Here is a 21765-nt window from a genome sequence, read left to right as displayed (position 1 = left end):
CGGCAGCGGCCGGGGGCCGGAAGAGTGTCTGCATGAGCAGGCACCAGCTACCACTTCCGGGACCCGACCCCGGGGTTCGTGCCGGGCCAGCTTCAGGGGGGTGGCTCCCGGACGGTGCGCCGGAGACGCTTCTGGTGACCGGGCTCCAGCCGCTGCGCGGCGAAGTGGAACGGATTGTGGCGGCAACCGGCGGCCGGCTGCGTACGGCCGCGAACATCAGGGAGGCCGCACCGTTCTGGGACGCCGCCGCGGCCGTGCTGCTCGGCAGCGACATCAACGAGCTGCCGCCCCGGGGACGCTCACCCGCCGTTCTCGTCGGACTCAGCGAGGACGGCGACCGCCTGTGGCAGCTGGCGGCGGCGGTCGGAGCCGAACGCGTCGCGGTGTTGCCCGATGCCGCGGCCTGGCTCGCCGAGCACCTCAGCCGCGGCCGCTCCTCCCCTCCTGGCGGGCTGGTCCTCGGGATCGTCGGCGGGTGCGGCGGCGCAGGGGCCAGCACGGCAGCCGTCTGGGTGGCCTCCGCGGCCGCCCGGGAGGGTGTGCGGGTCCTCCTCGTGGACGGAGACCCGTGGGGCGGCGGCCTGGAGCTGGCACTGGCCGCCGAAGAAACGGCGGGCCTCCGCTGGCCGGACCTGGCCGACGCCAGCGGCACCATCGACCCCCGCCAGCTGGCCGATTCCCTGCCGCTGGCCGGCGGGTTCCCATTCCTCTCCTGGCCCGGGACCAAAGAACGGCACAGCGGAGTCGCCCACGCCGTCGTGGACGGAGTGCTCGACGCCGCCCGCCGAGGCTACGAACTGGTGGTGGTGGACATCGGCCGCGGGCCGGAAACACTGCGGACGTACGCCTGGGACTGCGACCGGATCATCGTGGTGGTCCCCGCGATGCTGCGGGCGGCAGTGGCCACGGCCCGGCTCCTGCAGGACCTGCCGCCGGTGGAGACCGTACTCGCGGTCCGCGGAAAACGGGGTGCACCGCTGGATGCCGGGCTCATAGCGGATTCGGTCGGGCTGCCCCTCGCCGGGGTTGTGCCGGAGGTGCGGCGTGCCGCGGCGGACACGGAACTCGGACGGCTGCTGGACACCGGACGGCAGCGCAGTGTGCGGCGGTTCGCCGCGCAGGTGCTGGACCTCGCCCCGGGACCCGGCGCATGAGCGCCCATGCGGCGCCGGGGCCTCCGGACGCGGGCGCCCGCCCCGGCCTTCCCCGCTACCGGGTGCCGGCCCGGGCCGCCGTGGACACGCGGCTGCTGGAGTCCGTCCGGGAAGCGGTGATGTCCGATGCCGCGCCGGTGACGCCATCGCGGGTGGCGGCGGCAGTGCAGGCAAGCGGACGCCTGCTGGGCACAGCCGGAGCGCTGGCCGCCGTCGACGGGATCAGTGCGGAACTGAACGGTCTGGGACCCCTGCAGGCACTGGTCCGGGACCCGGCAGTGACAGACATCTTCGTCAACGGCCCGGGCACCGTCTGGCTGGACCGCGGCAACGGGCTTGAAAGGGCGCCCGTGACGTTCTCCGGCGAGCCGCAGGTCCGCGCGCTGGCGGCACGGCTGGTGGCAGCCGGCGGGCGGCGGCTCGATGACGGATCTCCCTGCGTTGATACCCGGCTCGACGGCGGCTTCCGTGTCCATGCCGTCCTGCCGCCCATCTCCACCACCGGGACACTGCTCAGCATCAGGATCCGGCGCGAACGCGTCTTCTCCATGGGCGAGCTGCGGCGGCACGGGATGTTCGGGGACCTGGTGCAGGCGGTGCTGGAACGGATGGTGGAGCACCGTCTGAGTCTCCTGATCAGCGGAGCCACAGGGTCCGGCAAGACCACGCTGCTCGCCACGCTTCTGGGCCTGTGTTCGCCGCGTGAGCGGCTGGTGCTGATCGAGGACGCCGCGGAGCTGAACCCGGTCCACCCGCACGTCGTCTCGCTGGAGGCCCGGCACGGCAACGTTGAGGGCGGCGGCGTGGTGGACCTGGGGGAGCTGGTGCGGCAGTCCCTCAGGATGCGGCCGGACAGGCTGGTGGTGGGGGAGTGCCGCGGTGCAGAGGTGCGGGAACTGCTGACAGCCATGAATACCGGCCACAGCGGTGGTGGCGGAACCATCCATGCCAACACCGCGGCGGACGTACCGGCCCGGCTCACGGCGCTGGGTGCGCTCGCCGGGATGGGGCAGGATGCGGTGCGGCTGCAGGCGGCCAGCGCCCTCGACGCGGTGGTCCACGTCGAGCGGCTGGACTCCGGACGCACGGTGTCCTGCATCGGGGTACTGGATAACGGCCCGGCGGGTTTGGTGGTCGGGTCCGCGCTGGACATCCGCGACGGAGCTGTCCGCCGCGGGCCCGCTTGGCCCCGCCTCGCCGCCCGCCTTGGACTGGACCCTGACGTCGTGAAATCCGCAGACGTGGAGCCCGCAGTCGTGGAGCCCGCAGACGTGGACCCGCCGTGACCGCCCTGATGGTGGGGGTCCTGGCGCTCGCCGTGCTGCTGGCCCTGTCGCCGGCGGGTGCGCGCCGCCGCCGGTTTGGCAGGGCGCTGGCTGCCGGAACCGGCGCGGCCGGCGCCGCCCCGCAGGCTCCGTCCGGCCGGGCGGTGCACTGGCGGCGCCGGGGAGCAACTGGCGTGCCGATGAACCTGCTGGTGCAGCAACTGGCGGCTCTGTTGAAGGGCGGCCGCACCCCCGGCCGGTTATGGGATGAACTGTGGCTTCTCCACGGGGGTGATTCCGCGGCATCGCCTTCCGCGGCACCGCCGACTTCCGGGGAGGCAATGCCGTCCGGGGCGGCCATATCGGGCGGGCCGGCTGCGCTGGCCCCGGGGTCCGTGCGGCTGCTGGCTGCCGCCCGGGCGGCCGCACTGCGCGGATCGCCCGTGGGCGCGGCCATCCGTTCCGCAGCCGTGTCCGGACCGCTCGCGGGGACCGCGGAGGGCGGCGCTGCGGCGCGGGAGGGCCGGGTCTGGTTTCAGCTCGCCGCGTGCTTTGATGTTGCCGAAGCCACAGGGTGCCCGCTGGCGGAGGTCCTGACGCGCTTCGCCGCGCAGCTGGAGGCCGAGGACGACGCCGAGGCCGCGCGGCAGACGGCGCTGGCAGGGCCGCGGGCCACGGTGCGGCTGCTGACGTGGCTGCCGTTTCTTGGCCTGGGCCTGGGCATGCTCCTCGGGGTGGACCCCCTCGACGTTCTGCTGGGCACCTCCTGGGGCGGGGCGGCGCTGGCGGCCGGCCTGGCGCTGACCACCGCGGGCCGGATCTGGTCGGCGCGGCTGGTCCGGGCGGCCGAGGGACTCCAGCAGTGACGGCAGATGCCACGGCCCTCGCGGTGGCGGCGGTGCTGGCCGTCGCCGCAGTGACCGCGTCCTCCGGCGGGGCGACGGCCAGGCGGCGCTTCAGGCGGGCGGCACGGGATGCGCCCGGGGCTGGAGAGCAGGGCCGCGCGGGAGATGATGACGGACCGGCCGGGCAAGCAGCCGGGTCCGCGGACGGAACCGGGCTGAGCGATGTGGCCATGATGCTGGAACTGATCGGTGCGATGCTCGACGCCGGAGCCGGACTCGGCCGGGCCCTGTCCCTGGCGGCCGGGCTGGCCACCCCCGAGATCCGGGGCCCGCTGCGGCCGGTGGTCGCGGCGCTGGCCATCGGTGCCGACTGGGACACGGCCTGGCGCAGCTCCGCCGACCGTTCGCCGGAACTGCTCGCCCTCCGCGACGCCCTAACCTTTGCCGCGCATACGGGAGCTCCGTCCTCCGCCATCCTGTACGCCCAGGCCGCGCGCCTGCGCCGGGAACGGTTCCGGACCGCGGAGAAGCAAGCCGCGGCCCTGGGAGTGAGGCTGGTTGTGCCGCTGGGATTGTGTTCCCTGCCGGCGTTCGTCTGCCTGGGCGTGGTCCCCGTGCTGCTGGCGATGCTGCCGCGCTGACGCTGCCGCTGATGGTGGTGCCAGGGAGGCCGGGCGCCGGTCCCTGTGTTCCTCCACAGGCCGCCTGGTCCCTGACTTTTCCACTTGGCGGCACCCGCACCTTCCGGGCTTCAGTGCCCGCCCGGAAGAGTGGAAACAGCCGGCGGTCCCGCCGGAATCCAATGAAAGGACGCTCCCATGTCAGCCCATCACCCTGCCCCCGGCCGCGCCGCCCGGCCCGTCACTGCCGACCCGGAGGACGCTGAAATCCTCGAAATCTTCCCGGGGGCCAGCACCGTTGAACCGATCCGGACGGGCAACCGGGCAAGGAACCGGACAAGGAGCCGTGTAAACACCCGGGCAAGGCTGTTCGGCTCCGAACGGGGGATGGCGACGGCCGAATATGCCATCGCCACACTGGCCGCGGTGGGGTTCGCGGGCATCCTCGTGTTCATCATGCGCAGTGACGAGGTGCGGGGCTTCCTCTTGAATCTCATCCGCACGGCGCTCGCCTTGCCATGAGTCCCGTGCGGCCGGCCCGCAGAACGTCCCGCGGTGCCGTGACGGCAGAGTTCGCCGTGGCGATGCCAGCCGTGGTGCTGCTGCTCGCCCTGCTGCTGGCAGGCTCCGCGGCGGGCGTCACCCAGCTGCGGCTGGAGGAGGCAGCCAGGGCCGGCGCGCGGGCCCTGGCCCGGGGCGAGGATCCGGCCGCCGTGGACGCAATCGTCCGCCGGCTCGCGGGCAGCGCAGCGGCGCCGGTGGTAACCTCCGACGGCGAGTGGTTCAGCGTCACTGTCTCGGGCAAGGTCCCGGGCGCCGTCGGGTCGCTTCTGCCGTGGACCCTCTCGGCCCGCGCCTGGGCCCGCAACGAATCCTCCGGACCCCCGGCTGCAGCCCGGGTTCCGCCAGCGCAAACCCGGTGGCTGGATCCCGCGGCGTGAGCCGGACACAAGCGCACGGGTCCGGCCCGGACGGGCAGCAGGGGAATTCCCACGCCCGGGCGGACCGGGAACGCGGCTCCGGTACCGTCCTGGCGCTGGGGCTGGCGGTGCTCGTGATCCTCGCGGCCGTGGTGGTGGTTGTGATGGGCCAGTCGGCGGCGTCGGCGTTCCGGGCGGCGGCGGCCGCAGATCTGGCGGCCCTCGCCGCCGCTGACGCTGCCCGGGGCCTCACCCCCGGAGATCCCTGCGGTGTCGCCGCCGATGTGGCAAGAAGGAACGGCGCCAGGGTGCTGAGCTGCGCGGAAGGGAGCGGCAGCACAGTGCAGGTCCGCACCGAGTTGGAGGTGCCCACACCGCTGGGCCGGGCCACCGGCCTGGCCAGGGCAGGGCCGCCGCCGTGAGCTGGGGCAGGCTCGCCGCCGTGAGCCGCGGCCGGCAGACAGGGCTAGGTCTGCAGCGGTGCGGCGGCGTGGTCGGACAGCCCGGTGTGCATCTGGTCCGTGGCGTCCTTCAGGAGCACATCGATGAGGGTGACGGCCGCGTCCTTGTCGAGCGGGTTGTTCTTGTTGCCGCACTTGGGCGACTGCACGCATGACGGGCAGCCCGACTCGCATTCGCAGGCCTTGATGGCATCGCGGGTCGCGGCGAGCCAGACCCGCGCCTTGTCGTAGCCCCGCTCGGCGAAGCCCGCCCCGCCGGGGTGGCCGTCGTACACAAAGATGGTAGGCACCCCGGTGTCGGCGTGGATGGCGGTGGAGACCCCGCCGATGTCCCAGCGGTCGCTGGAGGCAACGAGCGGCAGGAGGCCGATGGCTGCGTGCTCGGCAGCGTGCAGCGCGCCGGGGAACTGCGCCTCGATCAGCCCCGCACCCGTCAGCGAGCGGTTGTCCACCACAAACCAGACCGCTTTCGTAAACAGGTCCCTGGCGCCGAGCTGGAGGGGTTCCTCACCGAGGATCTCGTTGGAGATCAGGGCCTTGCGCTGGAAGGACACCACCTGCGTTGTCACTTTCACATCCCCGAAATGCACCGCCACGTCGCCCCACTGGGTGGTGCGCAGCGTCTCGAGCACCTCGATCTGGGTCACGTCCCGGGCCGTGGTGTAGTAATCCGGGTTGGCCCGTCGCACCATCACGCAGTGGTCGTCCTCGTTCAGGTCCTCCACCACGTAGCTCTCGCCCTGGTGGACATACACGGCACCGGTGTGGGCCTGGTAGTGGGTCTGCGGCGAGTCCATGGTCCCGAGCAGGGAACCTGTTTCCGCGTCCACGATGCTCACCGGCCCGCCGCCGTCGGCCCGCAGGTTCACCATGGCCGCGGCGCTTTGCGGGTGGGTCCAGAACCATCCGGCGGGGCGGCGGCGCAGGTAGCCCTGGGCCACCAGCCGGTCCAGCAGCTTCTCCGACGTCGCGCCGAACAGGTCCAGTTCCGCGTACCCCAGAGGCAGCTCGGCGGCGGCGGCGCACAGGTGGGGTCCCAGTACGTAGGGATTGGACGGGTCGAAAACCGTGGCCTCCACCGAGACATCGAAAATCGCCTCGGGATGGTTCACCAGGTAGGTGTCCAGCGGGTCGTCGCTCGCCACAAACGCTGCGATGGCATCCTGCCCGGCCCGGCCGGCCCGGCCGATCTGCTGGAACAGCGACGCCCGCGTGCCCGGCCACCCGGCCACCAGCACGGCGTCGAGGCCGGAGATGTCGATGCCCAGCTCCAGGGCCGACGTGCTGGAGACCCCCAGCAGCTCGCCGGACCGGAGCGCTTTCTCCAGGGCGCGGCGCTCCTCCGGCAGGTAACCGGAACGGTAGGCAGCCACCCGCTGCGGCAGGCTGGGATCCACCTCGACGAGGAGGCGCTTGGTGATGGAAGCGATGGTCTCGGCACCCCGCCGGGACTTGATGAAGGCGATGGTCCGGATCCGCGAGGACACCAGGTTTGCCAGCAGGTCGGAGGTTTCCGCGACGGCGGTGCGGCGCTCCTTGGCGCCGTTTTCACCCTTGAGCTCGGTAAGGGCCGGTTCCCAGAACGCGACCGTGGTGGCGCCGTGGGGCGAAGTGTCCTCTGCCACGGCACGGACCGGTGCGCCGATGAGCCGGCCGAACGAGGTTCCGGGCTCGGACGCAGTGGCGGACGCCGCAATAAACACCGGCCCCGAGCCGTCAGGGCTGTAGTACTCGCAGATGCGGCGCAGCCGGCGCATCAGATTGGCCACGTGGGAGCCGAAAACACCGCGGTAGCTGTGGGCCTCGTCCACAATCACGTAGCGGAGCCGGCGGAAGAACCGTGCCCACCACGCGTGGTTGGGCAGGATCCCGAAGTGCAGCATGTCCGGGTTGGCGAGGATGAAGTTGGCGTGGTCCCGGATCCACCGGCGGGACGCGGGGTCCGTGTCGCCGTCGTACGTCTCGGCCCGGACCGTGGGGAGCTTCAGCGCCCGGATGGCGGCCAACTGGTCCGCTGCCAGGGCCTTGGTGGGGGAGAGGTAGAGGGTGACGGCGCCGTCGTCGTGGATTTTGCCCGGATCGGCAAGGACCCGCAGCTCGGAGCGGTGGACCGCGTCCAGCGCCGGGAGCTGGTAGGCGAGCGACTTTCCCGAGGCCGTGCCGGTGGCGATGACCACGTGGCCGCCCGCGTGGGCGACGTCCGCGGCCTGGATCTGGTGGCGGTACGGCTCGTGGATCCCGAGCGACCCGTAGGCCTGCACCAGGTCAGGGTGCACCCACTCGGGCCAGGGGGCATGCACGGCCCGGCGGGCGGGGATGGTGCGCACATGGCGGAGCTGTTCCGGGTCCGGGCCGCGGCCCAGCAACGGAATCAGGGACTCATGTGGGTTCACCCGTCCATTCTTTCACCCGAGCTCAAATCGTCCGGGAGCCGGGGTGAACCGGGAAACCCGGTACCAGCCGGCCCGGTCAGCCGACTGACAGGTCGGAGCCCTCCGCGGAGGTCGAGAGCATCAGCACATGGCAGACCGGGGTCCAGCCCAGGTGCGAGTAAAGCTTCTGCCCGTCGAGGGAGGCGAGGAGCAGGCCGGTTTCCACGTCGTGCTCAAAAGCCTGGGCGGCGAGGGCCCGCATGATGAAGCTGCCCAGGCCGCGGCGCTGGAATCCCGGCTCCGTGACGATCTTGTCGAAGATTGCCGTGTGGTCCACCACGAACACCCGCCCGCTGGCTGCCACCTCGTCCCCGGCGTAGACCATGGCGTGGTGGACGCCGTCGGTCCGCGACGGCACCCACCGGAGGTCGTCATCCGGCAGCCAGGGATCCTCGGCGTCCTGGGTCTCCATGTCCACGATCATCATGGTCTGCGAAGCCGACGTGACGTTGAGGCCGTGCTGCTGGGCGAGGAAGGTGTACTTCGCGGTGTCGTTGGTCAGGACGGTGAGGATCCGGGCCGGTGCCTCCGCGGTGGCGGCGGCCAGGGCCGCGAACTCCGCCTCGGACGGATCGTGGGCGAAATACTCCCATTCGTGGGTGGTGTCCGCCCTGAACGCCGCCGGGAACCGGCCCTCCCGGCGGATCTCATAACCCCGGCAGCCGGCCCAGCCGGTGACCCAGATCTCCAGCAGGTGCGTGGTGTCTTCAACCATGGCCTCAAGACTCATGTGATGAGACTATTCCCGTCCCGCCGCAAGCAACAGGGGCCGGGTCGGGGAACCGGCCGTGCTTACGCAATTGTGACCGGACGGCCCGGGCGGCACCCGGTCGGAGGCGGCGCGGCCGGAGCCGGCCCGGACCGGGGCTGCGCAGCCCGTCCCGGCAGGCCGGCGGCCGGCCCCGCCCGGTACCCTTTAACCGTGGCTTTGAACAGAATTGTGCTCTTTTACGGCTTTACCCCGCTCGCCGACCCGGAGGCGATCCGGCTCTGGCAGCGCGCCCTGTGCGAAAAACTCGGGCTGACCGGACGCATCATCATCTCCAAGGACGGCATCAACGCGACCGTCGGCGGTGAACTGAACGCGGTCAAGCAGTACGTGAAGACCACGCGGGAATACAAGGGCTTCCACGGCATCGACGTGAAGTGGTCCGAGGGCAGCGCCGCGGACTTCCCCCGGCTGAGCGTCAAAGTCCGCGACGAGGTGGTGTCCTTCGGTGCCCCAGGCGAGCTCAAGGTCGACGCCGGCGGCGTCGTGGGCGGCGGGAAGCACCTCAAGCCGGAGGAGCTCCACGAGCTGGTGGAGTCGCGGAAGGCGTCGGGGGAGGATGTGGTCTTCTTCGACGGCCGCAACGGCTTCGAGGCCCAGATCGGCAAGTTCAAGGACGCGGTTGTCCCGGACGTCGCCACCACCCATGACTTCATCCGGGAGCTCGACTCCGGCAAGTATGACGGGCTCAAGGACAAGCCCGTGGTCACCTACTGCACCGGCGGCATCCGCTGCGAGGTGCTCTCCAGCCTCATGGTGAACCGCGGTTTCAAGGAGGTGTACCAGCTCGACGGCGGGATCGTCCGCTACGGCGAAACCTTCAAGGACCAGGGCCTCTGGGAGGGCTCCCTCTACGTGTTCGACAAGCGCATGCACCTGGAGTTCAGCGACGAAGCGAAGACCATCGGCGAATGCGTCCGCTGCTCGGCGCCCACCAGCAAGTTCGAGAACTGCTCCAACCTGTCCTGCCGCACGCTGACGCTGTACTGCCGGGACTGCGCCGCCAGCCCGGAGACGCTGCGCTGCCCGGACGGCTGCGCCGCCTGAGCCGGGAACGTCAGATCCGGCCCACCCGGTAGGCGAAGTTGGCACCCCTCCGGGCCTCGACCTTGATCTGCAGCATCACGCCGGCCGGCAGATAGACCACGTTCACCCGCGACGTCCCGCACCGTAGGTTCAGGTCCACCAGTTCAATGTCGCCGTGGCCGATGCTGAACGACACCCGCCGCGGGCTCCGGCAGGCCAGGGTCAGCGCGTAGCTGCCTGCGGGCAGGCTGGCGGTGCTCTCCTCATGGTCCTCCCCGGGCGCCAGGACGCCGTAGTTGGTGTGGAACACCTGCTCCCCGGTGTCGGGGAGCGCCTCCGCCGCCCACGCGTCCAGTTCTTCGCCGGAGACGGGCTGATTGAGCCTGGGGTCCGGCGTCAGCGCCGCATCGGTGAACGTCGGGGCAGCTGTTGGCTCGGTGGCGGTGGCGAAACCGTCGTCGTATTCGTACGCGCAGCCGGCCAGGCCGGTTCCCAGCGCCAGCCCAAGGACGATCGCCACGGCGGAAACCGCGCGGATCCGGGGAACGCCCGACGCCGGAAGAGTGGGCATACGCTGACTTTAAGCCCGCCGTTGCCCCGGCGCCAGAGTCGGGCGGCGGTCAACCGGAGCACCTGGGTCCGTCTACGTCCCCGGACCCGTGAAGCTGATGCGGATCCCCGCGACGGCGCCCGTTCCGGGCCTGGGAACACCGTCGCCGAACCGGATCAGGTGGGCCGAGACGGTCCCTGGCTCCAGGTCGACCAGCGCCTCGGTCAACGTGCCGCAGTCGATGCTGCGCTCCAGGAGTGAGCCGCCCCCGCGGGCCCCCTGGGTCACGGACAGGTGCGCGTCCGGTGCCCCGACGCAGGCTGCGGTGACCTTGTACTGGCCGGCCTTCCGCACGGGTCCGGACGTCGCGAATCCTGCGCCGGGGGTCTCGCCGATCCCGCCCGATCCGCCGAACAGGAAATCCTCCGCCCTGCCGTCGAGGACGGTACTGAGCTCCAGCAGATTGCGGTCTTCGGCGGCCACGACTTGCGGGTCCCTGGTGGGCAGCGGTGCCCTGGGAGGGTGCGACCGGGCGGAGGGGCTGGCTGCGGCCGGTTCCGGTCCGACGTCGTCCGCGTATTGGCACCCGGCCAGCCCGACGGCGGTCACCGCCAAGAGCGCGGCGGCTCGGCGCGTCCGGTGCATACCCCCAGTAGCAAACATGTTGCGAGCCTAACGGCCGGGGCCGCGGGCGCAAGTCACAAAGGCGCAAGTCACACGGGCGCTCGTCACGCGGGGGCGTGCCGGTCTGGCAGCTATTCGGCGGGCGCCAGCTGGTAGGCGTAAATCAGCGGGGCGTCGACGCTGGAGGCGCTGATGCGGAGCGTTCCGGCGGCAGGGACGTTGATGCGTGCGGTCTCGCGGCTTCCGTTGCACGCCGCTCCGGGCTCGCCCAGCCGGGCATCGTCCAGGGTGACCTCGAAGAATGCCTTGCCGCCGCCGTCGCAGGTAATGGTCAGGATATAGGTGCCGGGGGCAACCTCCGGCGCGGTTTTGACGATCGGATCGCGGTTGAGGATCTTTCCCGCATCCTCGAACACCACCCCGCCGGCGGAGGGAAGCGCTGTCGCCTTCCAGGCCGGCACGTCCGCGGATTCGACGGAACCGGCCGGGGAGCATGCCGTGGCGGCCAGGACGACGGCGGCACCCGCCGCGATGCTGCGGGCGCGCCGCCGAAGGGTTGCCGCGCGGGCGGGGTTCAGAGGGGAGAACATCCCTCCAACTTACCGCTGTTGCGGGGCGCTCCAGACCGGCGGAGTCAGGCGCCCGGCCCCGCGGTGAGCTCCAGCACCCGGCCCCGGTGCAGCGCGAGATAGACCCGGTCGCGCAGGATATTGGCCTCCCCGTCGGTCAGTGTCCGGTCCAGCGGCTGCAGGACCAGCCGCAGCAGGACATTCACCTCGGTGGGAGCGAGCCGGAGCCGGTGGACGGCAGCGGGCGGAAGCCCCGACGCCGGCGTGACGGACCTGACCTCCAGGGCTGCCAGCAGCTCGGAGTCCGGCCCGAGGGCGGTCCGTGCCCGGTCGCCCAGCAGTTCGACGTCGGCCTCTGCAGCGGAGCCGAGGACCAGGGACAGGTCGCGCCGGACCTCCGGCATGGCCGACACGGGACGGTAGGGGCCCAGGTCCAGCAGCTGGTCCTGGATGCCGGGCACTTCCGAGCGCAGGAGACGGATGTCCCGGATGCCTTTGCGCAGCATCAGGGCCCGGTCCAGGCCCAGCCCCAGGGCGAGGCCGGCCCAGCGGCGCGGATCCAGCCCGGAGCCGCGGAGGACCTGCGCGGCCACCAGGCCGCACTCGGCCAGTTCCAGCCATTCCCGGCTGCCGTCCGGCTGGGTCACCAGCACATCGAGCTGCCGGCCGGTGTCCGTGTAGCTGTGGGACGCCGGGGTGGCACGCCACTCCAGGCCCGGGTTGGCGGACGGGGGGAGAACGGCCTCCACCACGGCCGCCATCATCTGGTCCAGCTCAGCGGCGCCGAGCAGGCCGCGCGCTTTGAGCCGCCACAGGTCCGCCTGGTGCGGGGCGCCAACGTGCGTGCGGTCGATCGAATCCCGCCGGTACACCAGGCCCGGCAGCACGTGCAGCCGGTCGTAGTGCCCCATTTCCGGGCGGAGGGAGTCCAGGAGGGCCGGTACTCCCGCCGATGTGTGGCTCCGCAGCATCACCGTGGGGCTGACATGGCGGGAGTAGCGCGAATCTCGGGTGACGTCGTCGGGGGAGTAGCCCAGACGGTCGTAGTTGTCCGCGGTTGCCACGAGCGGGCTGAGCCGGTGGGTGTCCACGCCGATGCCCCAGAGATTTTCCAGGGCCGACGTGATCTCCGCCAGCAGCAGGGACATCGCGTGGGGACCCTGGGCGGGGTCGGACAAATCGCGGAGCGCCAAGGCGGTCTGCAGCTCGGCGGGGGTCAGATAGTTCTTCATCAGGGGTCCTTTGGTGTCAGTGCGGGAGGGGAGCTTCACCCTCAGCCGCTGCGCCGGACGGACCCCGGCGGCTGCAATTATGCGCGCGACAAGAAGCCCGTGCGGCCGGAAAGCGGCCGAGGGCTGGTAAATCGCTGCTGCATGCGCATACGGCCCATGGTACTGCAGGCGGCAGGCACCCGAGGGGGCCACGCTTGACCTTGACGCAACGTCAAGATTTACCATCGAAGTACGGCCCGCAAAGGGCTGGCGGCGGACGGAGGCAGGCACATGGAATGGTCCGTGCAGCAGACGGCCAGATACGCCGGCACCACCAGCCGGACCCTGCGCCACTACGACGACATCGGGCTGCTGAAACCCAGCCGCACCGGCGGGAACGGCTACCGGTTCTACGACCGGGATGCACTGGTTCGGCTGCAGCGCATCCTGCTCCTGCGGGACCTGGGGCTCAGCCTTCCAGCCATCGCAGAGGTCCTTGACCACGAGCCGGATGCCGCCCGGGCGCTGGGCCGCCACCTTGAGTGGCTGCGGCAGGAACAGGACCGGCTGGCACGGCAGATCGCCGCGGTCGAGCGGACGCTTGAAGGACTGGCAGAAGGAGGAGGAATCATGGCGGAAGAGATGTTCGACGGCTTCGACCACACCCACTACAAAGACGAGGTGGAGGAGCACTGGGGCAAGGAAGCCTACGCCACCAGCGACGCCTGGTGGCGCGGGATGGGCCCGGCCGAGAAGGATGCCTGGCAGCAGCGGTCCCGGGAGTTGGGCAGCGACTGGAACGCCGCCGCGGAATCCGGCGCCGCGGCGGACAGCGCCGAGGCGCAGGACCTGGCCCGGCGGCACGTCGCCTGGCTCACCGGAATCCCGGGCACCCCGGCCGCGGCGGCCAGCAGCAGCGACGTGAAGGGCTACGTCACCGGGCTCGCCGAGATGTACGTCGCTGATCCGCGGTTCGCCGCGAACTACGGCGGGCAAGCCGGAGCCGCGTTTGTCCGCGACGCCCTGCGGATCTACGCCGCCCGGCACCTCTAGGGCCGGCGCCTCCAGGGCTGGCGCCTCCAGGACCGGGGCCCGGGGCCGCGGCAGGCCGGGACTAAGCTTGTCCGGTGACTCCCTCAACGCATTTCACGGCCGGCAACACCCCCGATGCGCCCCGCAGCGACCTCCCCGGCCTCCTGGATTCGCTGGCCTCGGACCTGCGCGGCATCGGCTACACCGTTGACGGCGTCGCCGGGCTGCTCGGCCCGGCCGCCCACAGCGCCCTGGCCCGCGACCAGCTGGTCCCCGCGCTGATCGCGACCGAAAAAGCGGGCACGGCGGAGGGGGCGACGGCGGCGCGCGCCGCCGTCGTCCGCCTCTGGCTGCTGGCCGAAGCGCAGCCCGCTGCCACCCTTGACGCCGCCCTGCCCGGCCTCCGCACGGAGGGCCTGCTGGAACTGGGCCTGGTGGAGCCGTCCGATGACGGCCGGATCCAGGCGAAGGTGGACCTGCGGCCCTACGGCTGGGAGAAAAATGACGACGGCAGCGGCGGGGCGGAGCTCTGGGTGGCCAGCGATCTGGCTGCCCACCAGCGCCCCGGGGTGCTGCGCCACGACCACGTGCTGGGAATCGGCCAGGCCTCCACCACCCTGGTGCAGGTCACGGCCCGCCGGCACGTGGCAACGGCCCTGGACCTCGGCACCGGCTGCGGCATCCAGACCTTCCACCTGCTGCACCACGCCGAGCACGTCACGGCCACCGATATTTCCGCCCGCGCCCTCGCGTTTACCCGCTTCAACCTGCTGCTCAACGCCGGCGAGCTGCACCTGGACCCCGGGGCCCTGGAATCCCGCGTGAGCCTGCGCCTGGGCTCAATGCTGGACCCGGTGGCCGGCGAGGAGTTCGAGCTGGTGGTCTCCAATCCGCCGTTCGTGATCACGCCGCGCAGCCTCGGCGAAGCCGCCGCGGACCAGTTCACCTACCGCGACGGCGGCCTGCCGGGCGATGAGATCGTCGCGTCGCTGGTGCGGGCCCTGCCCGGGATACTCACCCCCGGCGGAACAGCCCAGCTCCTGGGCAACTGGGAGATCCCGGCGGGGGCTGACTGGGCGGAACGCCCGCAGAGCTGGGCCGGGCCGGACACCGACGTCTGGCTGATCCAGCGCGAGCAGGTCTCCCCGGAGCAGTATGCCGAGACCTGGCTGCAGGACGCCTCCACGGCCCGCGACCGGGCGCTCTATCAGCAGTCCTACGCCGCCTACCTGGACGATTTCGCGGCCCGCAACGTCGAGGGGATCGGCTTCGGGATGATCTGGCTGCGGCGGCCCGTGGGCCGGCCGGTGCTGCGGCGCTTCGAGGAGATCGCCTATCCGATCGAGCAGCCCGTCGGCCCGCACCTGGGCGCCGCCGTCGAACGTGTCGACTGGCTGGCCAGCCACGAGGTGGCGGACGCGCACCTGGTGGTGGCCGAGGACGTCACCGAGGAGCGGCACCAGCGCCCGGGGGCCGAACACCCCGGCGTCATCCTGCTGCGCCAGGGCGCCGGCCTCCGGCGGACCAACCTGTTGAGCACCGAACTGGCCGGCTTCGTCTCAGCGTGCGACGGCGACCTGACCGCCGGGCAGATCATCGGTGCCCTCGAGGCGCTGCTGGGCGGCGGCGAGGGCTGGGACGCCGGGGCCTTCCGCGCCGGGCTCCTCACCGAGGTGGGGAACCTGGTGCGCGACGGCTTCCTGCTGCCCGCCTGAGGCCGCCGGTACAGCAAGTCCCGCCGGGGAACCCGCCGTGCCCTCGCTGCCGAACCGCGGCAGGACGTACGCGGCGCAGGCCAGCGCCACCAGGACCCCGCACACCCCGGCGAGCAGGAAGCTGATGCGGATGGGCAGCAGCGCGCCGAGCAGTCCGCCCAGGGCCAGCGCCCCGATCGAGACGGCCCGGGTCAGGCCCCCGAGGATCGCCATCGCCTGGCCCCGCCCGCTTTCGGGGATCCGCAGGATGGCGATCGCCCCGAAGCAGGCGTTCAGCACGCCGCACGCCGTCCCCATGGCGGTGTAGGCCACAAACAGCAGCTCCACGCTGGGCACCAGGGCCATCATCCCCAGGAAGGCGGAGGTGAGGGCCATGGCGGCCAGCAGTGCGCGCAGCCGGGCCGGCGCCGTCCTGATCCGCCCGGCCAGCGAGGCACCCACGGCCATGCCGAGCCCAAACGACGCCGCCAGCAGTCCGTACTGGGTTTCGCTGGCGCCGAGTTCGTCGCGGGCCAGGAAGACTTCCAGGACGTTGGTCGCCTCGCCGACGGTGATGAAGAACAGGGCGCCCAGCACCAGGGCCCAGACCAGGCGGTCGCGGCGGAGCAGGCGCAGCCCGTCCAGCAGGGCGGGCTTGTCCTTGCCGGCCCGTTCTGCGGCGGTGCCGCGCCGGGTCCGGATCAGCAGGGCACCGGCGCCCATGGCCAGGTAGCAGCCGCTGGCCACGGCAAACACCAGGCCGGATCCGCCCCACCCGCTGAGGAGCCCGCCCGCGGCGGGACCCACCATGGTGGCGACCATTATGGTGGCCTGCATGGTGCCCAGCGCCCGCGGGGTCCGTTCCTCGCCCACGATCCTGGGCAGGAGCGCCTGCCAGGTGGGCCCGGCCACGGCCTGGGCGGTGTCGAGGAGGAAGGTCATGGCGAACAGCACCGGCAGGTAGTTGTCCAGGAACTGCATGCCCAGTCCCATCCCGGCGACCGCGGCGGCGCTGACCACGGAGGACGCCGTCGCCAGCGTCCGGGAATCGCGGGTGTCCGCCAGCCGGCCGGCCCACGGCGCCAGCAGCACCAGGGGGAGCGCCGAGCAGAACAGGTAGGCGGCCACCAGCCAGGGGCTGGCGATGGCGGTCTGCCCGGCCGCGGCGAGGTTCTGCAGGTGGAGCATGACGCTGATGATGACGGCGCCCATGCCGGCCGTGGCAGAAAAGCGGGCGCTGCTGGCGAGGAGGAAATCGCGGTTCCGCCAGAGGGGCTGCTCGGCCTGGGGCCTACCCGGCAAGGTGTGAAGGACCTGTTTCATAAAGGCAAGCTACGCGCCGCCGGGATGCAATGTCAAGCATTTCTTTCATAGTTTGGCGGTGCTCGATAGACTGGAGGGGTGAACGCAGAATCCTCCCCGGCGGAGCCGCCGGCAGCGCCGGCGGCCAAACGCCGGCAGCGCCCGGAAAAGAAAGTGGAAATCACCGACCCGAAGGCGATCCGGGCGCTGGCCCACGCCGCCCGGCTGGAGGTCATTTCCGAACTGTATTCAACCCAGGTGAGCCGGACGGCCACCGAGCTCGCGGCGCAGACCGGCCTCACGCCGAGTGCCATGAGCTACCACCTGCGCGCCCTGCAGAAGTGGGGCATCGTGGTGCCGGCCCCCACGGCCGGCGACGCCAGGGAGCGCCGCTGGAAAGCTGCGGGCACCGACTTCACCATCAATTCGGGCGGGGGAGTGGCCAGCCCCGAGTTCGCCGTCCTGGACCTCGAACTGGACGCCTACCGGCGGCGTGTCAACGCCTACGCCAAGGACCGCGACGAGCGGCGCCAGCGCGGCGAGGCCGGGGACTCCTCGTCCGTGGTGCTGGCCAGCAACCTGCTCTACCTGACCCCGGACCAGCGGGCTGAGCTGAACAACCGGCTCTTCGACCTGCTGCGGGATTACGAGCTGGAGGACCCGGACCACGTCCCCGAAGGCGCCGAGCGCATGGCCACCATGTGGTCGATGATCCCGGATGACCGCGGCAAGGCTCCGGCGTCGCCCTGAGCATTCCGGGCAGCCCGGAAGTCGCGTCCGGACGCCCCTGATTTCAGGCAGGATGCGCGGGAATCCGCAAAATATGGTGAACTAGGCGGGTATGGGCTCATCTGCCCGAGAAACCTTTTTCTGTAGGAGCACCGTGCCAAGCAAGGCCAAAACCGGTAAGAAACTCGTGATTGTGGAGTCTCCCGCCAAGAGCAAGACCATCGCCAAGTACCTCGGCGAGGGCTTCATCGTTGAGGCCTCCATTGGTCACATCCGCGACCTCCCGCAGCCGTCGGAACTCCCCGCGGAACTGAAGAAAACCCCGGTGGGCAAGTTCGCCGTCGACATCGACAACGACTTCAAGCCCTACTACGTGGTGTCCCCGGACAAGAAGAAAAAGGTCGCCGAACTCAAGGCCCAGCTCAAAGACGCTGACGCTCTTTATCTCGCAACCGATGGGGACCGCGAGGGCGAGGCCATCGCGTGGCACCTGCTGGAAGTGCTCAAGCCCAAGGTGCCGGTCTACCGGATGACCTTCGGTGAAATCACCAAGGAAGCGATCCACCGCGCCATGGACAACCTGCGCGACGTCGACCAGGACCTGGTGGACGCGCAGGAGACCCGCCGCGTGCTGGACCGCCTCTATGGCTACGAGATCTCCCCGGTGCTGTGGCGCAAGGTGGCCCGCGGCCTGTCCGCCGGCCGCGTGCAGTCCGTGGTGACCCGCATGGTGGTGGACCGCGAACGTGAGCGGATGGCCTTCAAGGCGGCCTCCTACTGGGACCTGACCGGCCAGTTCGGCGCGGACTCAGGCTCCTTCAAAGCGAAACTTGCCATGGTGGACGGCGCCAAGGTGGCCAGCGGCCGCGACTTCAACGACAACGGCGAGCTCACGTCCCGCAATGTGGTGCACCTCGACGAGGAACTCGCCACAGCCCTGGCCGCCGGCCTGCAGAACGCCGACTTCAAGGTCCGCTCGGTCGACACCAAGCCGTACACGCGGCGCCCGGCCGCGCCGTTCACCACTTCGACGCTGCAGCAGGAGGCCGGCCGCAAGCTGCGGTTCTCCTCGAAGAGCACCATGCAGGTGGCCCAGCGGCTGTACGAAAACGGCTACATCACCTATATGCGTACCGACTCCTCCGCGCTGAGCAACGAGGCCGTCACGGCCGCCCGGCGCCAGGCCTCGGAGCTGTACGGCCCCGAGTACGTCCCCGCGTCCCCGCGGGTCTACAGCGGCAAGGCCGCCAACGCGCAGGAGGCCCACGAGGCCATCCGCCCCGCCGGTGACTCCTTCCGCACCCCGGCGCAGGTGGCCCAGCAGCTTTCCGGTGACGAGTTCCGCCTGTACGAACTGATCTGGAAGCGCACCGTCGCCTCGCAGATGGCCGACGCGAAGGGCTCCACCGCCACGATCCGCCTCGGTGCGGTCACCTCCGGCGGCGCGGCCGACGGCCGGGACGCCGAGTTCTCGGCCTCCGGCACGGTCATCACCTTCCCCGGCTTCCTCGCCGCCTACGAAGAAGGCAAGGATGAGAGCCGCGGTGACGACGAGTCCGACGAGGCCCGCCGGCTGCCCAACGTGGCCAAGGACGATGCGCTCACCGCCTCGGACATCGTCGCCGTCGGGCACGAGACGTCCCCGCCGCCGCGCTACACCGAAGCGTCGCTGACCGCGGAGCTGGAAAAGCGGGGCATCGGGCGCCCGTCCACCTACGCCTCCACCATCTCCACCATCCAGGACCGCGGCTATGTCCGGAAACAGGGCTCCGCGCTGGTGCCGAGCTGGATCGCGTTCTCCGTGATCCGGCTGCTGGAGCAGCACTTCCACGACTACGTCGACTACGACTTCACGGCCGACATGGAAGCGGACCTGGACAAGATCGCCAACGGCCAGGAGGCCGGCCCCGCCTGGCTCAAGCACTTCTACTTCGGCGAGGATTCCGAACCCGGGCTGCTGAGCATCGTCAACAACCTCGGCGAGATCGACGCCCGCGAAATCAACTCCATCCCGATCACCGAGGGCATCACGCTGCGCGTCGGCAAGTTCGGGCCGTACTTGGAGAGTTCCGTTCCGACTGTGGATCCGAAGACCGGCGAAGTGGTGGAGTCCGCCCGCGCCAACGTCCCCGAGGACCTCGCGCCGGACGAGCTGACCGCGGCCAAGGCCGTGGAGCTGATGGAGACGGCGGCCCCGGAGGAGCGGGTGCTCGGCGAGGACCCGCACACCGGGCACACCGTCGTCGCCAAGAACGGCCGCTACGGCGCCTACGTCACCGAGGTCATTCCGGAAATGACCGAGGAACAGCTGGCCAGCCAGCCCGTGGAGTACTACAAGAACGGCAAGCCGAAGCCGCCGAAGAAACCTGTGAAGGCCAAGCCCCGCACCGGGTCGCTGTTCGCCTCGATGAGCGTGGACACCGTCACCTTGGATGAGGCCCTGCAGCTCATGAGCCTGCCCCGGGTGCTCGGCCAGGACGCCGAGGGCAACCCCATTACGGTGCAGAACGGCCGCTTCGGGCCCTACCTGAAGAAGGGCACGGACTCCCGGTCCATCGGCTCGGAAGAGGAAATCTTCACCATCACGCTGGAGCAGGCGCTGGAGATCTACTCCCAGCCGAAGCAGCGCGGCGCCCGCGCCGCCGTCCCGCCGCTGGCCGAGTTTGGCCCGGACCCGGTCTCGGAGAAGAACATCGTGGTGAAGGAAGGCCGGTTCGGCCCGTACATCACCGACGGCGTCACCAACATTACCGTGCCGCGCACCACCTCGCTGGAGGAGCTCACCCGCGAACAGGCCGTTGAGCTGCTCGCCGAGAAGCGTGCCAAGGGCCCGGTCAAGCGCAAGGCCCCGGCCCGCAAGGCGCCCGCCCGCAAGGCTGCAGCCAAGAAGTAATCAGGCGCGACGACGTCGCCGGATACGTTCGGAATCGCCGGAATTTTCCGGTGATTCCGCGGGTGTCCGGCGATTTCGCGTTTGCGGACCCGGGCGCAACGTGGTCGAGTAGAGACATGACTGAACAGCCCGATCACTTGGACCTCCAGCCGCTGAACGACCTTGAAGAGAAGCTTGCCCGGGGGGAGCAGCCGGACGCCAACCCCGTTGACGTCATCCTCGCCTTCCTCAACAACGAGGTGTACATCGTCAGCTCCGACGCGCTTGAGGGCGCCGATTCCCAGGTGGAACCGCTGGTGCTGGCCAACTCCGCCGGGAACCCCGTCCTGGCCGTGTTCTCCCACCCGAGCCGCGTCGCGGAGCAGTACCTGGAGGCCGCACCCAACGTGCTGGGCACCCAGGGTGCCGCGATCCTGGGCAACCTCGGCGACGAACTCGGCATGGTCATCAACCCGGGCGCAGCCTTCGGGTTCGAGATCGACCCGGAGGGCGTGGCGAACATCCGCCGCGACTTCAAGCCGGCCGACGAGGCCGACGCCGCCCCCGGCGACAGCCAGCCCTGAGCTGACAGTGCGGGCGCGGCCCGTTAGGCGGGCCGCGCTCCCGGGGGAATAATGTCACTATGCGTCTAGGCGTCCTTGATATTGGATCCAACACTGTCCACCTGCTGCTGGTGGATGCCCACCCGGGGGCGCAGCCTGTGCCGTTCGCCTCGCACAAACGCCCGCTGTCGCTGGTGCAGTTCCTCGAACCGGACGGCAGCATCAACGACGCCGGCCAGCACGAGCTCACCGAGTTCGTCCTCGAGGCCTGGGAGTTCGCCGCCAAGCACAAAGCCGAGGACCTGCTGGCGTTTTGTACCTCCGCGATCCGCGAGGCCACCAACGGCCCTGCCGTGCTGGCCCGGGTCAAGCATGAAACCACCGTGACGCTCCAGGAACTCACCGGCAGCGAAGAGGCCTCCATGACCTTCTTCGCCGTACGGCGCTGGTACGGGTGGGGCGCCGGTCCCATCCTGAACCTGGACATCGGCGGCGGTTCGTTTGAAATGGCCTACGGGGAGGACGAGCTCCCGGAACTGGCAACGTCCGTCCCGCTCGGCGCCAGCCGGCTCACCCGGGACTGGCTGGCCGAGGACCCGCCGTCGGCCAAGAGCGTCAAGGAGCTGCGCCGCTACATCCGGAGCACCCTCAAGCCCGTGGTGCGGGACTTCGAGAAGCTCGCCAAGGTCAACCATGTGGCCGGCACGTCGAAGACCTTCCGCTCGCTGGCCCGCATCGCCGGGGCCGCGCCCAGCGGCGCCGGACCCTACGTCAAGAGGGAACTCTTCGCCTCGGACCTGGGCCTGTGGGCGCAGCGCATCTCCGCCATGGAGGTCAAGGACCGCCTGAACCTGCCCGGAGTCTCCGAGGCACGCGCACCCCAGCTGCTGGCGGGGGCCCTCGTGGCGGAAGCCGCCCTGGAACTGTTCGAATTCCCCAGCATGGAGATCTGCCCCTGGGCGCTCCGCGAAGGACTGATTCTCCGCCGGCTGGACCAGCTGGTCTTCGAGGGTCCGCTGGACCCCGCGCCCCACGTGACCGGCACCGGGCAGCCCGCAGATCCGCAGACGCCCGACGGCGACGCGGCGGAGGACGCGGCGTCCGCGCCCGCCTGATCTGCTCCACCC

General features: G+C 70.8%; 20 protein-coding genes and 1 pseudogene. 14 read left to right on the top strand and 7 right to left on the bottom strand.

Annotated features, from left to right (window positions below; translation table 11 throughout):
- The first annotated feature begins 134 nt into the window (after nt 1-134).
- From ssd to AR539_RS16080, 7 genes are all read left to right on the top strand, one after another.
- A complete protein-coding gene (gene ssd / locus AR539_RS16110; protein ID WP_231728637.1) occupies nt 135-1154 on the top strand; it encodes a septum site-determining protein Ssd in 1020 nt (339 codons plus the stop codon).
- The gene (locus AR539_RS16105) at nt 1151-2440 is read left to right on the top strand and encodes a TadA family conjugal transfer-associated ATPase (RefSeq protein WP_082699404.1); all 1290 of its coding nucleotides are present in this window, start codon (nt 1151-1153) and stop codon (nt 2438-2440) included. Before ssd ends, AR539_RS16105 begins: the two co-directional genes overlap by 4 nt.
- Nucleotides 2437-3285 carry a hypothetical protein gene (locus AR539_RS16100; protein WP_066439140.1) on the top strand — a complete coding sequence of 283 codons (849 nt, stop codon included), beginning with the start codon at nt 2437-2439 and terminating at the stop codon, nt 3283-3285. The genes AR539_RS16105 and AR539_RS16100 overlap by 4 nt, the downstream gene beginning before the upstream one ends.
- Nucleotides 3282-3905, top strand: coding sequence for a type II secretion system F family protein (locus AR539_RS16095; RefSeq protein WP_066439136.1), 624 nt, complete (start codon nt 3282-3284; stop codon nt 3903-3905). Before AR539_RS16100 ends, AR539_RS16095 begins: the two co-directional genes overlap by 4 nt.
- 177 nt (nt 3906-4082) lie before the next feature.
- On the top strand, nt 4083-4406 hold the full coding sequence (locus tag AR539_RS16090) for a DUF4244 domain-containing protein (RefSeq protein WP_066439133.1): 324 nt from the start codon (nt 4083-4085) through the stop codon (nt 4404-4406).
- 38 nt (nt 4407-4444) lie between these two features.
- A complete protein-coding gene (locus AR539_RS16085; protein WP_231728636.1) occupies nt 4445-4825 on the top strand; it encodes a TadE family type IV pilus minor pilin in 381 nt (126 codons plus the stop codon).
- Complete coding sequence (locus tag AR539_RS16080) at nt 4822-5226, top strand: Rv3654c family TadE-like protein (protein ID WP_082699403.1); 405 nt, start codon at nt 4822-4824, stop codon at nt 5224-5226. Before AR539_RS16085 ends, AR539_RS16080 begins: the two co-directional genes overlap by 4 nt.
- A gap of 44 nt (nt 5227-5270) precedes the next feature.
- On the opposite strand, the gene AR539_RS16075 is transcribed toward AR539_RS16080, so the two are convergent.
- Together AR539_RS16075 and AR539_RS16070 are read right to left on the bottom strand one after the other, a co-directional pair.
- Complete coding sequence (locus AR539_RS16075) at nt 5271-7658, bottom strand: DEAD/DEAH box helicase (RefSeq protein ID WP_066439123.1); 2388 nt, start codon at nt 7656-7658, stop codon at nt 5271-5273.
- Nucleotides 7659-7734: 76 nt separating this feature from the next.
- Nucleotides 7735-8427 (bottom strand): GNAT family N-acetyltransferase, encoded by a 693-nt coding sequence (locus AR539_RS16070; RefSeq protein WP_066439120.1) that lies wholly within the window; start codon nt 8425-8427, stop codon nt 7735-7737.
- A gap of 192 nt (nt 8428-8619) precedes the next feature.
- On the opposite strand from AR539_RS16070, the gene trhO reads away from it, so the two are divergent.
- Entirely contained in the window at nt 8620-9513 is an 894-nt protein-coding gene (trhO, locus tag AR539_RS16065; protein ID WP_066439118.1) for an oxygen-dependent tRNA uridine(34) hydroxylase TrhO, read from the top strand.
- Between the two features lie 10 nt (nt 9514-9523).
- Here trhO and AR539_RS16060 read toward each other — a convergent pair whose 3' ends face one another.
- The 4 genes from AR539_RS16060 to srmL all read right to left on the bottom strand — a co-directional run bounded on the left by AR539_RS16060 (nt 9524) and on the right by srmL (nt 12467).
- The gene (locus AR539_RS16060; RefSeq protein WP_082699402.1) at nt 9524-10063 is read right to left on the bottom strand and encodes a DUF6023 family protein; all 540 of its coding nucleotides are present in this window, start codon (nt 10061-10063) and stop codon (nt 9524-9526) included.
- Nucleotides 10064-10135: 72 nt separating this feature from the next.
- A complete protein-coding gene (locus AR539_RS16055) occupies nt 10136-10705 on the bottom strand; it encodes a hypothetical protein (RefSeq protein WP_157361032.1) in 570 nt (189 codons plus the stop codon).
- Between the two features lie 92 nt (nt 10706-10797).
- Nucleotides 10798-11256 carry a hypothetical protein gene (locus tag AR539_RS16050; protein WP_066439114.1) on the bottom strand — a complete coding sequence of 153 codons (459 nt, stop codon included), beginning with the start codon at nt 11254-11256 and terminating at the stop codon, nt 10798-10800.
- A gap of 44 nt (nt 11257-11300) precedes the next feature.
- The gene (srmL, locus tag AR539_RS16045; RefSeq protein ID WP_066439111.1) at nt 11301-12467 is read right to left on the bottom strand and encodes a PheS-related mystery ligase SrmL; all 1167 of its coding nucleotides are present in this window, start codon (nt 12465-12467) and stop codon (nt 11301-11303) included.
- Between the two features lie 270 nt (nt 12468-12737).
- Here srmL and AR539_RS16040 point away from each other — a divergent pair, with 270 nt between their 5' ends.
- Together AR539_RS16040 and AR539_RS19730 are read left to right on the top strand one after the other, a co-directional pair.
- Nucleotides 12738-13499: a MerR family transcriptional regulator gene (locus AR539_RS16040; RefSeq protein ID WP_066439108.1), complete on the top strand. Its 762-nt coding sequence runs from the start codon at nt 12738-12740 to the stop codon at nt 13497-13499.
- 74 nt (nt 13500-13573) lie between these two features.
- Entirely contained in the window at nt 13574-15193 is a 1620-nt protein-coding gene (locus AR539_RS19730) for a DUF7059 domain-containing protein (RefSeq protein ID WP_066439105.1), read from the top strand.
- 36 nt (nt 15194-15229) lie between these two features.
- On the opposite strand, the pseudogene AR539_RS19130 reads toward AR539_RS19730, so the two are convergent.
- Nucleotides 15230-16384 (bottom strand): annotated as a pseudogene (locus AR539_RS19130) (MFS transporter); the annotation flags it as partial.
- A gap of 189 nt (nt 16385-16573) precedes the next feature.
- On the opposite strand from AR539_RS19130, the gene AR539_RS16030 reads away from it, so the two are divergent.
- The 4 genes from AR539_RS16030 to AR539_RS16015 all read left to right on the top strand — a co-directional run bounded on the left by AR539_RS16030 (nt 16574) and on the right by AR539_RS16015 (nt 21753).
- Nucleotides 16574-17224, top strand: coding sequence for an ArsR/SmtB family transcription factor (locus AR539_RS16030; protein WP_066439102.1), 651 nt, complete (start codon nt 16574-16576; stop codon nt 17222-17224).
- A 133-nt stretch (nt 17225-17357) separates the two neighbouring features.
- Nucleotides 17358-20096, top strand: a complete 2739-nt coding sequence (topA, locus tag AR539_RS16025) for a type I DNA topoisomerase (RefSeq protein WP_066439100.1) — start codon at nt 17358-17360, stop codon at nt 20094-20096.
- 116 nt (nt 20097-20212) lie between these two features.
- Nucleotides 20213-20659: an SseB family protein gene (locus tag AR539_RS16020; RefSeq protein ID WP_066439098.1), complete on the top strand. Its 447-nt coding sequence runs from the start codon at nt 20213-20215 to the stop codon at nt 20657-20659.
- A gap of 59 nt (nt 20660-20718) precedes the next feature.
- On the top strand, nt 20719-21753 hold the full coding sequence (locus AR539_RS16015; protein ID WP_066439093.1) for a Ppx/GppA phosphatase family protein: 1035 nt from the start codon (nt 20719-20721) through the stop codon (nt 21751-21753).
- Nucleotides 21754-21765 lie beyond the last annotated feature (12 nt).

This window comes from Arthrobacter sp. EPSL27, from assembly GCF_001512305.1.
In the GTDB taxonomy this organism is placed as follows: domain Bacteria; phylum Actinomycetota; class Actinomycetes; order Actinomycetales; family Micrococcaceae; genus Arthrobacter.
Note: the sequence above shows the minus strand (reverse complement) of the source record. Positions and strands in the feature narration are given on the sequence as shown.

What these genes read in the sequence shown, in the direction of transcription:
- AR539_RS16105 (WP_082699404.1), top strand. Translation starts at nt 1,151, where the DNA reads ATGAGCGCCCATGCGGCGCCGGGGCCTCCGGACGCGGGCGCCCGCCCC.
- AR539_RS16040 (WP_066439108.1), top strand. Translation starts at nt 12,738, where the DNA reads ATGGAATGGTCCGTGCAGCAGACGGCCAGATACGCCGGCACCACCAGC.
- AR539_RS16020 (WP_066439098.1), top strand. Translation starts at nt 20,213, where the DNA reads ATGACTGAACAGCCCGATCACTTGGACCTCCAGCCGCTGAACGACCTT.
- AR539_RS16050 (WP_066439114.1), bottom strand. Translation starts at nt 11,256, where the DNA reads ATGTTCTCCCCTCTGAACCCCGCCCGCGCGGCAACCCTTCGGCGGCGC.
- AR539_RS16055 (WP_157361032.1), bottom strand. Translation starts at nt 10,705, where the DNA reads ATGTTTGCTACTGGGGGTATGCACCGGACGCGCCGAGCCGCCGCGCTC.
- srmL (WP_066439111.1), bottom strand. Translation starts at nt 12,467, where the DNA reads ATGAAGAACTATCTGACCCCCGCCGAGCTGCAGACCGCCTTGGCGCTC.
- AR539_RS16015 (WP_066439093.1), top strand. Translation starts at nt 20,719, where the DNA reads ATGCGTCTAGGCGTCCTTGATATTGGATCCAACACTGTCCACCTGCTG.
- AR539_RS16090 (WP_066439133.1), top strand. Translation starts at nt 4,083, where the DNA reads ATGTCAGCCCATCACCCTGCCCCCGGCCGCGCCGCCCGGCCCGTCACT.
- AR539_RS16070 (WP_066439120.1), bottom strand. Translation starts at nt 8,427, where the DNA reads ATGAGTCTTGAGGCCATGGTTGAAGACACCACGCACCTGCTGGAGATC.
- AR539_RS16060 (WP_082699402.1), bottom strand. Translation starts at nt 10,063, where the DNA reads ATGCCCACTCTTCCGGCGTCGGGCGTTCCCCGGATCCGCGCGGTTTCC.